A 13876-nucleotide genomic window follows, 5' to 3' on the forward strand; every position below is an offset into this window, starting at 1 on the left:
AAATTGATAGGTGTATATCGCTGTTAAGAAACTAGTTATAAGCGTCTTACCTAATTTTGTTCGAAATAGTAGTCATCCAAACTAAACGTCTGAACAGGCGTCACGTGTAATTGATACTGCTCCACAAGATCTGCAATCCGTTGACCATCAATAAGCGTCACTGTTCTCGTTCCTTGGACAGCTTTTGCTTTGGCCATTTCGGTAAAATGAGTTGTTGTGATGAAAATACCATACTCAGCATTAAACCCGTCCATGACACCTTTAAACTTATCGATCTCAGGCTCAGAAACCGCAACGTCGGTGTATCGTTTAGCCTGAATTGCAACTCGAGCGGTCCGGAACTCATCGGATTCGAAGTAGCCATAACCATCAATCCCATGATCACCACTTGCTATAATGCCCAGCTGTTTATCAATTGTGACACCCATCTTTGAGATTAGGAGTCGCGCAAAGCTCTCAAACTTAGACGAGGAGAATTGCTTCAGCTGATCTAGCAACTGTGCTTTCCAATCAAGTTCTTCAGTTTCATCCTCATCGTCAGAATCTTCAGCAACCCTTGTCAACGGTTTCTTCTTAGTTGCTTGTCGCGCGATACGAATTTGCTTTTTCTCCTCCCAATAAGCAGTCATTTGCTTTTGTTCTTCCGCAGTTGGAAATTTCGAGAGATCAGCCGTCCGTCCCTTTTCCGTCAGGACAATGTCTGCGCCACGATGCATTGGTTCAATGTAACCAGTAATTGCAAGTTCTTGCAAGCCAAAATTAAAATCATAATTAAACGGTGTATATTTATTGCCTGTTCGCTTGGACGTCACCTGCGCAAACACATCATTATATGTGAATCCACTATGTTCATCATCTGCGATCGTGTTATGTAGCTTATCTCGCGATGCGACACCGCCTACTGTACGTAGCGCAATTATTATTGCTTTCTTTGCACTCCTACGTTTATATTCCATAATTAATTATCAACGACTTCAACCGAATCGTTGTATCCTTCTTTCACAAGCAATTAATGAAAATATCGGGTGCCAATATGCGTCCACATCATAATTGCGAATTAATTTACCCCTAATGCCTTAAACACTGCTTCTTGCGCGGTAGAATAAAAATTCAAATTAAACTTTGCAACCAAGTCTGATGGCACCAACGGCAGTTGCTCAACTGAACTGATCGGCAACAAGATGTTCTTCGCCCCGCTGTCGCTCGCGATCTGCAATTGATCCGCAAGATCATCGAATTTTGCTGCCACTCCACTGATCGTGACATCCCCTAGCACAGCTAGGCTATCAATGGTCGCACGACCGGTGCCGATCGAAACCAGTGCAATATAACTTGCGAGAGCTATATGACCTGTCAGTTCAACCGCATTGAGATTGGCAACATGCAAGACAAAATCATGGTGGTTCGGTGAAATACGTTGATCGATTCGGGCATAACTTGATTGCAAGAGCCGCATAGCCGTATCCATGGCTTCCCGTGCCTGACGATTACTACCAATCCCAGTTTTTTCTAGCTTTCCCGAACCGGCCAACACTTGGCTTTCAAGTTTGAACAGACTCAGGCGCTCCGCAGCATCTCGTTGCACCGTGTAGACAAAACCTGGTTTCTCCGTTCCGGTTGGAATTAACGTCGTGGAGCCTTGCTCTGGCACACCAACAAAAGTCTCTTGTTGGGTCTCTCGGTCAATATAAGAGAAGTTAACATCATAGAATTCCATACCGCCAATTCGCTTGAGCTGTTCCTTCACGCGCCGCCGCATCTCCAACGCAAACGTCAAAATCTTTTCTACATCCGCTTTTTCAAACTCACCATGAGGATACAATAGCTTGATCATCCCTGACACTGTCTTACGTACCGCAATCGTGTCGCGCTGGTTAAGCTGATTACCAAGCGCAAAATCGTTGTCAAAAGCATCCCCGAACGAGATTTTCCGCAGCTCGCGCATCATCTCTGCAAGATAATCTGTAATAAACCCGAATCCCGCAGTGAAGAAGCTCGGCTTATACTTTGGAATCTCCCAGCCAGGCAAATAGTTATGAATCCGATCCAAGAACGCCGTGTCTGTTCCCATTGCATCCGGGAACGGTTCAAAGAGATTAGAGGTCCGCAGCAGCACATCAACGCTTTGATTGATATTTCCGACAAAAACCATCCCGGCACGGGCTTGAATCTCAGCACGGCCGCGAACGAAAGAGTTCGATGCCATATAGTCTTTCATGATCTGAATTCCGTCTTGATCTTTGAAGTTGATTCCCGCAACCTCATCGAAGGCAACGACATCCCACATCCCAACCAAACCGACTTCATGACGGGCCATATTGCAGAAGAGGTTTGCCACCGTTGTCTGACCACCAGAAACCAGAATGGAATTGGGTGAAAGCTCCTTATAAACATGCGACTTCCCCGTCCCGCGAGGCCCAAGCTCAACAAGATTATAGTTATTCTCAACTAATGGAATCAGTCTGGATAGCAGCAACCACTTTACTCGCTCATCAAAGGCATCCGGTTCCATCCCCATCGATCGCAGAAGCAGATCGATCCACTCATCCGTGCTGAACGCTTTGCGGCCAACATAGACCTCTGCCATATCCACGAATGGCACTTGGATGGGGGTCAGCTCTTCAACATTAAAATGGTCGTCGCTCTCATGGTCATAACTAAGACGAACGATCGACCAGATCCCGCCGATCAGCAACCGTTCGTATTGTTGCGGATACGACTCATCAACCGGAACGCCATCGATACCAAGATTGCCAAAACTCGCCTCATAACGATCCTCGTGCGTGTTTAAGGACACCGTCAGCTTATCGATGACTGTGTATGCACCGTTCTCGCGAATCTTAGACTTGATCTTCTCGGCTTCATCAGGCCGCACGTAGTTGTTTGCCAGCGTCCGCTTAACATTGTCCACACCGCGCTCAATCGCGACCGGATCCGAACCGTTCGCATACTGACCCAGCAAGAACTCCAGCACGTATGTCGGCACGTTGGCGCCTTCTTTGATGCGCTGGGTCAAGTCCTTGCGCACGAAACGCCCGGGAAAGAACTGTTCGAGCTTATTTTGAATAGCGTCTTGGCGTTGTTGCTGTTCTTCAGATGTCAAAACCGAAGCCTCCTCCGATCACCATGTCCATCGTGTACGACGTCTCAAGCTGTTGATCTGTATCATCGTTACGGATAATCAACGTATACTTGCGGCCATTTGTATATTTGGCATCCTTAAGTGTCAGGCGAACACGCTGAATTCGGTCTGTTGGTAAGGTTTCGCGACTGTCAGCAGCCACCCGTCGAACACCAGAAATCTTCTCGCCACGATCGTCAACAAAATAAACTTGGTAATTAGCAGCGGTAACCAACTCACCCACTGCATCATCTTGCATCAATTGCACAACAACATCTCTAGCAGTGATTCGGCGTGCCGCAGTAACGTCGTGTAGACGAGCAGGTTCTGCCGATGAGCGACCACTTGCCGTACGAACGTCTAACACAGGAACAATCATCTCTTGTGCCGAGCTTCCACCGTGGACATAGTTCTGGCTTGGTCCCGGGGCTTGGAAGATATCAAAATTCTTTGGATAGTTGACCCATCTCGTGTCGTCATTGCCCAGCAAGGCTCCAAGCTGTTGATGTGCCGTTCCTACTACCTCGAGTGGCCGTTCCGATAGCACGTAACGCTGTTCTTTCTTAATCACACCGGCAGCATCTGAAGCTTGCTGAGAGACTTCGATCTTGTTAGCGCTGTCTAGCGCAGAATGCCGGTAAATATAACCATGGTCTGCAGTGACAATAATGTGGCGAACAGAGACATTCCGCAAGATCTCAATGGTCCGCGCCAAGTTATCGATCGCCCGCGCAGTTGCTGCAAACACTTCTTGTTCGGTAACTGACTTTTCACCAGTTGTATCGACTCGATTATCGTACAGATAAACCACCTTCTGGCCGTTCAAAAAGTCTTTGCGCTCCTGGCTTGTCATCGCCACGAAGTCTTTGACCAATCCGGCCACACTATCAGGATTGGTTGCTTGTAAAACCTGCTGCCGTTTCTCAGTGTTATCGACGAGTTGCCCGTCAACCAACACTTTTTTGTCATCTGTATACTGCAGATCGCGATTAGGGAGAAGCGCAGGCATGCCGAAATAAGTCACTGATGGCAAGCCTGTAATCAACCGGTGCATTTCAGTTGTCATCACATCACGTGCATCAAGCTCATCCTGCAACGCTCTGGCAGCTTCAAAACGAAAAGCATCAGAGATCAAGACAAGAGTACGGTCGTCATCAATGGACACATACTGCCGGTAAAAGTTGCGCTGGTAAGCATCGCTTGGCACAGCATCCGGCGAGTAAACCGTATTCCAATCTCGAATCGATGGCGTCAAGAAGTCATTCAAATAGGCATTCTCAACCTTCGCCTGAATTCCTTCTGTCAGCGACTCGATGGCTGGGTCGACAACTGCACAAGCCGCTGTGAATTCCCGATAATTCGTGTCGATTTGATAATCTGTATTGACGTACTGATCAATCGCAGTCGCCAGATCTGCTGAAGACGTCGCAGACTTTGCAGTCAGAACTGCTAAAGCGTCGCGTTGAATCGCATAAGCTGACGCATACTGCGTTCCATAAGCCATCGTCAACCGAGATGAGATTAATTCAGTCAATGACTGGCGATTGATGCGAACGTCATAATCATCAGCCAGAATCCGCTCAGTCACCCACTTGCTTAACAACCCATCGATTTGTGGAAAAGCATCTATTCTGGCCAGCTGGGCTGGCTCCATTTTGCCAAAAAGCGTCTGGCCGTGAACAAAATCCCAAACCGCAGTCGCAATTTGTTGAATAGCTGGTTGCCCGCTAATTAGGTTACGCGTATTTTGAATAAACGTGACCGCGTTATTAGCCCGACTAAGCGCATAGGCACTCAGACTAGTCGGCAACTCGCGATCAGCTTGATCGTACGCCATATTCAACAGCATTGCTGCAAACAGGTACAGCGGTGTCCGATGAGTATTTGAAAACCCATAAGCCCGCTCCACAAAATCCCAGAAAACATCCAGCGCACCATATTTGGCAAACAAAGCCAGGGTCTCGTTGTCTTCATCCAGGGATCCTCGACAGATCACCTGCAAAATTGCCCCTAACGCAGGGGTAGATGCCTTGGCTAACGCCGCTAGCAAAACCAGTTCGAGTGGCTGGTGGTTGTAGTTGAGTTTAACGAACCGTTGCTTGCGTTCCTTGCTTGCAAAGAAACTGGCGTACTTTTCTAGGAATGCCCGATCGCTCCGCTGCAAGCCCAGTTCTTCTTGTAGCATCGTCAACGCATCGGCAGCATAAGTCTTAGAGTAGCGTAAGAAGTCCTCCAGAAGGTTCAATTCGATTGCTGGTCGCGGTGCTGGAGAGTACACCAAAGCTGATTGTCCCTCACGTTCCAGCGTCGTCAGCTGGAGCTTGGTTGCAAACTGTGTTCCTTCATTCATGACGATCACTTTCTGTTCCAGCTGATCTGCGATTGCAGGAATATTGTCCTTAAAGTCTCCCTGCTCGTCGTACCAGAATACGAAGTGATTGCTTTCTGTGAAAAGTGCCTCGATCCCTGTGACAACCTGCGCCAGTTCCAATTCAGCCATACGCTGTCTACTCCATTCTAATTATCTAAAATCCGCTCTTCCTAATACTTAAGTATAACCAACGATAGATTCAATGACTAGCAAACTCGCCAGATATCGTTCACTCCCAGCTATAATCGCGGCGTGATCGCGGATCTGGTGAAGGAGATTCCAGAAGCTGACTTCGACATTGCTAGTGACGATAGTCAGGGGCAAGTCGAGATTATTGGGTGGTTGTATCAGTATTACAACCAAGAACCTCACCACGAAGTCGTTGATATCAATGGCGGTCCCGTCAAGGAACGGGACATTCCGGCTGCAACGCAACTGTTTACGACAGATTGGGTCGTCCGGTACATGGTCGACAACTCCTTAGGCCGTTACTATCTTGAACACACACCAGACTCTCAATTGGCTGATCAACTTAAGTATCTCTTACCTGGAGAGCTGCATCCAGTTGGCACACCGCTGGATCTTTCAGCACTTCGTATATTGGATAACGCTATGGGCTCAGGGCACATCTTGGTTTACGCCTTTGATGTCTTGATGAAAATCTACGACGAGCAAGGCTATTCCAGGCGTGAAGCTGCCAGACAAATTGCCACTCAAAACCTTTATGGATTGGAAATTGATAAGCGTGCCTATCAGCTCGCATATTTTGCGATCATGATGAAGGTTCGACAGTATGATCGTCGTGCGCTGAGTCGAGACCTAAATTTGAATCTGTTTGTTTTTGAAGACGCCAAGAACCTTTCTGATGAGTTCTTAGGCCATCTTGGATTATCAGAGAATGATCTCAGTACAATCACAGAAATCAGAGATAGCTTTATCGATGCTAAAACATTGGGATCAATTATTCACTTTGAGCATACCTTTGACACAAGGTCATTATTTGAGCAGCTGAACGAGTTATCGAATGGTACAAACAATTTGTTTGTTGACGAGCGCAATTTGGCACAATTACGTCGTTTACTCCAGATTGTTGATATTATGCAAGCCAAATACGACGTTGTCGTCACAAACCCACCGTACCTAAACAAGATGGATAAGACACTGAAGACTTACGTTAAGAAACATTATAAGGATTATTCAGGTGATTTGTTCTCAGTGTTTATTTGGCTGAATATTAATATGACGGTGAAGAATGGCTATGCAGCATATATGACACCGATGGTCTGGATGTTTATCAAAACGTTCGAAAAGCTTCGCACTGCTTTATTAGCCAATTTCTATATTCCAAGCCTTATTCAGATGGAAACACATGCGTTCTTTGATGAGGCGTTTGTAACGATAGATAGCTTTGTACTTCAAAATAGACGGAGCTCGGATGATACAGGATCTTACATTCGCCTGACTGAGTTTACAGGTGGGATGAAAGTTCAGGAAGATCGAGTGCTCGAAGCGATTGATAATCCTGATGTTTCATATTTCTACAGTTCTAACCAAACGAATTTTGCAAAGATTCCTGGGAGCCCAGTTGTATACTGGGCACCACAATCAACACTTGATGTATTTTCATCTCGGAAGACAATTAGAGATGTTGGCAATGCGAAAAAAGGGTTGGATACTGGGAATAATGCGTTATTTTACAGACACTGGTTCGAGATTAACATCAATAAGTCGAAATGGATTCCACTCAACAAAGGCGGAAATTTTAGAAAATGGTACGGAAATAGAGATTATGTCATTAACTGGGAAGACAATGGTAGGGCTATAAAATCGTCCGGGAGAGCAAATATCAGGAATGAACGATTTTACTTTATCGAGTCAATAACTTGGACTGATCTGACTAGCGGTCAATTTGGAGCTCGGTTTTCTCCGTCAGGTTCAATATTTGATGCATCTGGTCCATCGTACTTCGGAAATAATATTATTCCGATGCTTGCATATATGAATTCAAAAGTCTTCAATTATCTTGCATCACTCACCATGCCAACAATGCATTATACCAACGGCCAAGTTGCACTGTTACCATATAGAGAACCATTACAATATATTAATACAGTATCCGATATAGCAAATCAGTGTATAAATATTGCTAAAGATGATTGGGATTCGTCTATGGCATCGAGTGATTTTCAAAAATCACCGCTGGTAATTGCTGAGCATACACTCGCACTCCTTAATAAATTAAGGCCAAGGTGCGCCATCGTGCCAATTTTGTGCCAATTTATTATTTATATCAAACAAAGGAGTGTTGACACTTATGGTAAGTTATCGAAAACGAGGCAATGTCTGGCAATACGAAATCTCTTACAAAGATTTCGACGGAAAGTACAAGAAGCTAAGAAAATCTGGTTTTAAATTTAAGGGTGACGCTGAACTAGCAGCCAGTGAAATCAAATCAAACTACATCACTGTACGCCATTACAAGGTCGGCGATATTCCACTTGCCGATTATTTTAATCGCTGGATCAAACTTTATAAAGCAAACTCAGTAAGTTCAATCACGCTGATTAAGTACGACAACACGCTACAACATATTAGAAGATTATTCGGTCACAAACTGTTAAAAGACATCACTCGCTCAGATTACCAAGAAGCCATTAACCAATTTGCACAAAATCATGCGCCCCGGACGGTAGCGACCTTTCACAAACAGATCCACGCTGCAATACTTGATGCACTCGACGAAAAGATCATTCCCATAGATCCAACCCGTAAAGTTGTTCTCAGCGGTCACGAGCTAAAGCATTTAAAGAAAGCCCTCGATTTTAAAGAATGGCGTACGCTAATCCAGCATCTTGACCTCGATAATCGCGAAGAGCTGATTATCTACATCGCCGCAGTAACCGGCATGCGTTATGCAGAAATCGTCGGTTTAACGCGTCGAGATTTGGATAGCAACACATGCACTTTAGACGTCAACAAGACCTGGGATTATAAATACCACACAGGTTTTAAGAAAACCAAAACCCCGAGTTCAGTCCGCAAGATCGCTATTGATAAACATACATGTCAAGCCCTCAACACGTACATCTCAGTACACGATGTTGAACCGGACTCCCCACTGTTTCTCCAAGATGGACGAGTACCCGTCAGCGCCGAAATAAACAAGACACTCACTGGTATACTCTGTGCTCTAGGACTTCCGCGGATAACTTTTCATGGCTTGCGTCACACCCATGCATCAGTACTCCTCTATCAGGGAATAAGCGTGTTAACTGTATCCAAACGTCTTGGTCACGCAAATATTACGACGACTCAATCAACATACTTGCACGTTATTAAGGAATTGGAAGAAGAGGATACGGATAAAATCATCAACATAATTTCACTCTAGAAAATTGGCACTTTCATTGGCACAAAAACGTCCCCTAATCTCATCACGATTGGAGGACGTTTCATTATTTCAGTGGATCGAGTAGTTTCTGGCCACCTTGAACTTTCTCATGGTTAACCAATACGCCATCATCCAAATCCAACGCAATGTGCATATTCGCAACGTGCTGAAGCGAGCTATCGAATTTCGCAATTTCGTCAAGTTGTTTATCCAGCTTGACAACCTGCTTGGTCATCAGATTACGTTGCTTGGTATTCGTCTCGACTTCAATCATCTTCTGTAATTGTGTCCGCCGGTTCCCATATGCTTCTTGTAACGGATGTAGATATGAGGTCCGCACCATTGCGAACGTATTCTCATCATAGCGATGTAGGTACATCAACGCTCGGAAGCCACCTTGTTTGCCGGAAGACAATTGCCAATAAATTGGCCGTTTCTGGTAAGTAGACAAATGGTCTTTCTTGTAGAAGTCATCAAGGAAGTACTTACGGATCTGTGCCTCTGGCGTATCGCCTTTCTTACCAAGCGCACTTGCGATAAACCGTAAGTTCTCATCCAATTTTTCTGCGCCAAAGGTCACAGTCAAGAACTCCTTCAATCGATTGATGATATCCCGTTCATCATTAAAATAGTCCTCGTCGGTAAGCAAGATTACATCATCTGAGTTTGGCTTGAATGACTGATACTTGTTTGGATCCCAATCTCCGCCGGCGAACGCAAGTCCAGGAACATCCAGCGAATATCTGCCAAAAACGACACCGATGAAATACGAAAGAAAAGCTTTGATATCCCGAGAAAGATCTGCCTTACGAACAGACACATCTTTATCCGCGACCTCTGGTGTCAGTTCATCTTGAAGACCATAAAGGTCAATGAAAATACGATTGAGTTCTTCTTCATTAGCTTTCAGCTGATTGAACCGATCCTCTGCCTCTGTTGCCCATTGGGTAAAGGCGGCCTTGATCGTCCAATTTCGATTATGCTCAGCGATATGAAGCATCAATGGTTGGCTTGAGAACTCGGCCGATGTTTCTAACAAGCACCAATCAGTCTTTGAAAGAATGATATTTGATTTTGCCAGATTATTAGTCAGACTTTCTGATCTCAGAATAGGTAAATTTGTCACATCATGAATAGTGGTGTTTAAAGTTGGATTAAAAGCTTTCAATAAATATGCAGTTGCGCTGGAATTTAGCTGAGCCAATAATGATAATAGCCTGTTTTCTGGGCTTTCCTTCAGTTCCACAATCGTTGGTGCAGCGGAAGTATATAGCTGACCCTCAGGCTTTATTCTGAATGTATTGGTACCCGATGTTATCAAATTCCAAGTTATGCCTGTCTTTTCCGTTAATGATAGTTCTGGTAAACCACCTTTGGCATTATACAGTTCCCGTGCGTGTCGGTTAAAGTCGACTCGTACATTGTTGTTTCCATACCATCGTCTAAACGGTCCTCCGTCGGCGGCAATTCTCCATCGACTCGAAATCACAATTTCCCACCACAATCTTAAGAATCGGTTATTGTCATGAGTCTTCAATCGTCCTGCAGATTTCCAGTTTTGAATAATTCTTGGGTTAGAAATTAATGCATCAAAGGTTGTTTGCTTAAGCCAATATGCAAGTGGGCCATCAGGAACTTTCTGGAAGTTTGCTTGGTTAGCACGATACAAATATTTAACATCCGGTTGGTTGACTGCCTTAAGGTACGCAGATTCCTTTTTACTCTGGGAATCAAAATCAACCAAACGCTCGTATGTGCCAACAAAATTGTTTATGGCGGAGTTACGCATTACGAAGGATACTGACTGTACAACCTCTCCACCAATTTCTTCAAACGCTCGAGTGCCAAGATGTGCCAGGTTAATAAAGGTCTGCTGAGACAACGATTTGCGTAACGATTCAAAACTAGACAGAAACATCCATTGATGTTGGGTAATCATTGCATAATACCCATTATCTATCGTAAATTCACGCAATCTTTCCATAAAGACAGCAAAAAGATCGGATTTACTATTTTGATAGTGCTTTTTAACAAATTCTGCCAAGTTGCTTGGCATTTTGCCAGACCCCATATAGGGAGGATTCGTAATTCCAATTAGGTATTTGTGACAGAGCATCTCCAGAGTTTTAATAACTGCGGCAAGTTGCGTGATGAGCGTATCTCGCCTCGAGCTCTCTAACGTCAATTGCTCACCTGAAAGATCACCCTCGACGAGACGATGTAACATCGTAATGACGCTAGTTGCAGAGTCAATACTGATCAACGATCCAAGCTCATTGCCGTGTCGGAACAATGAGCTAACCGACTCCAACCTACTAAGTATATCTGGGTCAGTTGACATTAGATTCAAATCATCTTGCGTCCAACTTACTTCCGGAATATCGATAACGTGAGGATTAATATCTGACCGTAAAATGCGGCGATCAAACTGACGACCTTTCATCATCATTGCAAAATATGCCAATTGAAATGCTCGAGTATCAATATCCGCACCGAAGAGATTGTGCACCAAGATTTGACGAGCGGCTTCACGTTGAGAATAGCCTTCGGTGACATAAATCTGCATTAAAACATCGAATGCATAGATTAAGATATGGCCAGAGCCCATGGAAGGATCAACAACCGTAATATCTTGCGCCGTTAACTTAGCAAGACTTTTATTCTGGGAGTGTACTTGGAGTCGTACATCATCCGGTTGTGTGGCATTTGACATGTAATAGTGCCATGAGAAAGATTGTGCCAAATCTCGGTCCGTGCGCTTGTCACCAATAGCTTGTAAGTGGTCGATCCAAATACGGCCAACTGAATTTTCAACAAGATATTTTACAATCCAGTCGGGCGTGAATAGTTGCGTCACAGCAGGGATGTCTGCTTGCGAATAATTCCTTTTCTTGAAGGCAGCATCTTTGGGTTCTTGGTTGTAATACTGATACAACCACCCAATAATCTCGACTTGCCCCTGACTATCGTCACTAGCAATGTCGAAGTCAGCTTCTGGAATCTCCTTTACAAGATCCGCAATCACGCCGCGATTATAGCTGGGAGTGAACAAAAGTAACATGAAATCGTCAGTCTTTTCGAAGAGCTTAGGCAAGCTTTCATTGAGCTTATTAACCTGCTTCACAAAAAGCATCTGATACATCGCATCTAAATCATTAGGCTGTTGCAATTCCTGCGCCTTTTGGATCAATGCGAGTTCTTCTGGCCGATATCCCCCTAATTCATCTTCCAAATCCAGTGCGTCGTGCATGATATCGGGCTCGTTCCGATTCTCAATTGAAGACAATACGCGAACGCCTGTTGGTAGGTAATCATTGATCTCCATGAAGCGGATCGCAATGATACGGTTAAACCAGGTGTAGGCGACTTCTTCAACTAAGTCTTGATAGGCTGTCTTCCAATCGCTCTTGGCCGCCATCTCGTTCAACCGCTTCACCAGGTCGGCACGTCTGAGAATGTCTCGCCCTTCCAGAGGCTGTTCATTGCCAGCGTAGAACTCAGCAGAGGCTGTTGAGCGTGCTTCTTTTTCAGATGCACCGGCCTGGGTAATTCCTAAGAGTGCTAATCGTTGTGCAGTGCTTGCGATCAGATCGCGGCGTGCTTGTACAGCAAACTTATTGATTGCGTGCTTATCCATTCTTGCTCCCTGTCCATTTTATAGTTAGAAGTTGATATCAATTTCATCAACATTTTCAAGCTTGGCTTTGAGTTCGCCTCGAAGCTTTTCGATGTAGCGATCGATGTCTGCATCATTCTCAATGCGCCATTGACTGACCGTAATCACCTGACGCGCGTGCAAAGTGCGGATACGCTTTTGAACCACGGGCTTTGTGGGTTCTACTGGCGAAACTGAAGCAGGATCAGTTGTCGATGGCGTTACTTTATCATGATTTTCCTTCTCAACTGGTGGTAAGCTTTCAATCTGGTGAATCATGATATCTAGTTGTGTTTGCGCCTTGCTGGTCGTCACGTTCAAATCATCCAAAGCGTTCGCCTGATCCGCTTCCTTACGAATTCGGTCAATTGTGGCAGTAAACGTTCGTTCTTTGACATCTCGGACCGTTGCATCAACGTCATCTCGACGTTTTAGATAGTCTAAGCCATTCTTCTTGATCTCATCGATTTCATCCAGCTTCTGACTTTGAACGCGATCAAACGCAACGCTGAACGTATCTTTGAACTGGTCATTCAATTCTTTAAGCTCGTGCACGTTGTTTTTTGCACGGTTCGAGCAGACGCCATCAACACGCTGGCCGCGTTTTGCGGGCCGCGCGATTTACCCAGTCTCAAACCAACCGGCGACCAGCCGCAAATTGATGTGGCGGTCTTGTTTGGCGGGTCGATCATCGCCGGTGGCGACGTGTTCGCCCACGCCATCCAGGCACATCTCGCCCGTCGCTACGTAATCGTCGGCGGCTTCGGACACACGACTGCGGCCTTGTTTGCGCAGATGAAACGCGCTTATCCTGAGGTGCCAGAAGCAACGACAGAAGCCGATCTGTTCGCCAATTTTTTGCAATGGCGTTACGGCCTGCGTGTCGACTGGCTGGAGCGGGAATCGACCAACTGCGGCAACAACATCACCAACTTGTTAGCGCTGTTGGCCGCTAACCATTATCAGCCGCAATCATACTTGTTGCTTCAAGACGCGACCATGCAACGCCGGATGGCGGCGACCTTGCGTAAGTTCGTCCCAGAAGCGACGATTGTCAACTACGCAACATATCGGGTCCAAGTCGCGCAAGACCTGACGTTCATCGATCCGCCGCTGGGCATGTGGCCGCTGGCCCACTATGTTTCGCTGCTGTGCGGCGAGATCGCGCGCCTCAGCGACACACCAACCGGCTACGGCCCGCGCGGCAAGAACTTTATCGCCCATGTCGCCATCCCCGACGCTGTCCGCGTTGCCTACCAAACCGTGCTGGCGGCTTTTCCAGACGCCGAGCGCCCGGCCAACTCGGCCTTCGCCAGCCGCTAAGCGCCCACTTGCTTT

Annotated in this window: 8 protein-coding genes; 3 read left to right on the top strand and 5 right to left on the bottom strand. The window is 45.8% G+C overall.

Going from position 1 to position 13876, the window contains the following annotated elements:
* Window positions 1–50: 50 nt before the first annotated feature.
* The 3 genes from ACYVRB_RS01255 to pglZ all read right to left on the bottom strand — a co-directional run bounded on the left by ACYVRB_RS01255 (window position 51) and on the right by pglZ (window position 5621).
* Window positions 51–956 (bottom strand): restriction endonuclease, encoded by a 906-nt coding sequence (locus ACYVRB_RS01255; RefSeq protein WP_461213058.1) that lies wholly within the window; start codon window positions 954–956, stop codon window positions 51–53.
* Between the two features lie 101 nt (window positions 957–1057).
* Complete coding sequence (gene brxL, locus ACYVRB_RS01260) at window positions 1058–3103, bottom strand: protease Lon-related BREX system protein BrxL (protein ID WP_461213059.1); 2046 nt, start codon at window positions 3101–3103, stop codon at window positions 1058–1060.
* The gene (gene pglZ, locus ACYVRB_RS01265) at window positions 3093–5621 is read right to left on the bottom strand and encodes a BREX-1 system phosphatase PglZ type A (protein ID WP_461213060.1); all 2529 of its coding nucleotides are present in this window, start codon (window positions 5619–5621) and stop codon (window positions 3093–3095) included. Before pglZ ends, brxL begins: the two co-directional genes overlap by 11 nt.
* Window positions 5622–5744: 123 nt before the next feature.
* Between pglZ and pglX (ACYVRB_RS01270) the strand changes: the two genes are divergently transcribed.
* Together pglX (ACYVRB_RS01270) and ACYVRB_RS01275 are read left to right on the top strand one after the other, a co-directional pair.
* Window positions 5745–7904, top strand: coding sequence for a BREX-1 system adenine-specific DNA-methyltransferase PglX (gene pglX / locus ACYVRB_RS01270; RefSeq protein ID WP_461213062.1), 2160 nt, complete (start codon window positions 5745–5747; stop codon window positions 7902–7904).
* Window positions 7807–8883, top strand: coding sequence for a site-specific integrase (locus ACYVRB_RS01275; RefSeq protein ID WP_461213064.1), 1077 nt, complete (start codon window positions 7807–7809; stop codon window positions 8881–8883). The genes pglX (ACYVRB_RS01270) and ACYVRB_RS01275 overlap by 98 nt, the downstream gene beginning before the upstream one ends.
* A gap of 64 nt (window positions 8884–8947) precedes the next feature.
* Here the strand turns inward: ACYVRB_RS01275 and pglX (ACYVRB_RS01280) are convergent, their stop codons facing one another.
* Complete coding sequence (pglX, locus tag ACYVRB_RS01280) at window positions 8948–12520, bottom strand: BREX-1 system adenine-specific DNA-methyltransferase PglX (RefSeq protein ID WP_461213066.1); 3573 nt, start codon at window positions 12518–12520, stop codon at window positions 8948–8950.
* A 24-nt stretch (window positions 12521–12544) separates the two neighbouring features.
* Window positions 12545–13075 (bottom strand): hypothetical protein, encoded by a 531-nt coding sequence (locus tag ACYVRB_RS01285; RefSeq protein ID WP_461213068.1) that lies wholly within the window; start codon window positions 13073–13075, stop codon window positions 12545–12547.
* A gap of 12 nt (window positions 13076–13087) precedes the next feature.
* Here ACYVRB_RS01285 and ACYVRB_RS01290 point away from each other — a divergent pair, with 12 nt between their 5' ends.
* Window positions 13088–13861 carry an ElyC/SanA/YdcF family protein gene (locus ACYVRB_RS01290; protein WP_461213230.1) on the top strand — a complete coding sequence of 258 codons (774 nt, stop codon included), beginning with the start codon at window positions 13088–13090 and terminating at the stop codon, window positions 13859–13861.
* Window positions 13862–13876 lie beyond the last annotated feature (15 nt).

The sequence above is a fragment of the Lacticaseibacillus boliensis genome, from assembly GCF_054784775.1.

Excerpts from the sequence above, each read along its gene's own strand:
- ACYVRB_RS01255 (WP_461213058.1), bottom strand. The coding sequence starts at position 956 with ATGGAATATAAACGTAGGAGTGCAAAGAAAGCAATAATAATTGCGCTA.
- pglZ (WP_461213060.1), bottom strand. The coding sequence starts at position 5,621 with ATGGCTGAATTGGAACTGGCGCAGGTTGTCACAGGGATCGAGGCACTT.
- ACYVRB_RS01275 (WP_461213064.1), top strand. The coding sequence starts at position 7,807 with ATGGTAAGTTATCGAAAACGAGGCAATGTCTGGCAATACGAAATCTCT.
- pglX (WP_461213066.1), bottom strand. The coding sequence starts at position 12,520 with ATGGATAAGCACGCAATCAATAAGTTTGCTGTACAAGCACGCCGCGAT.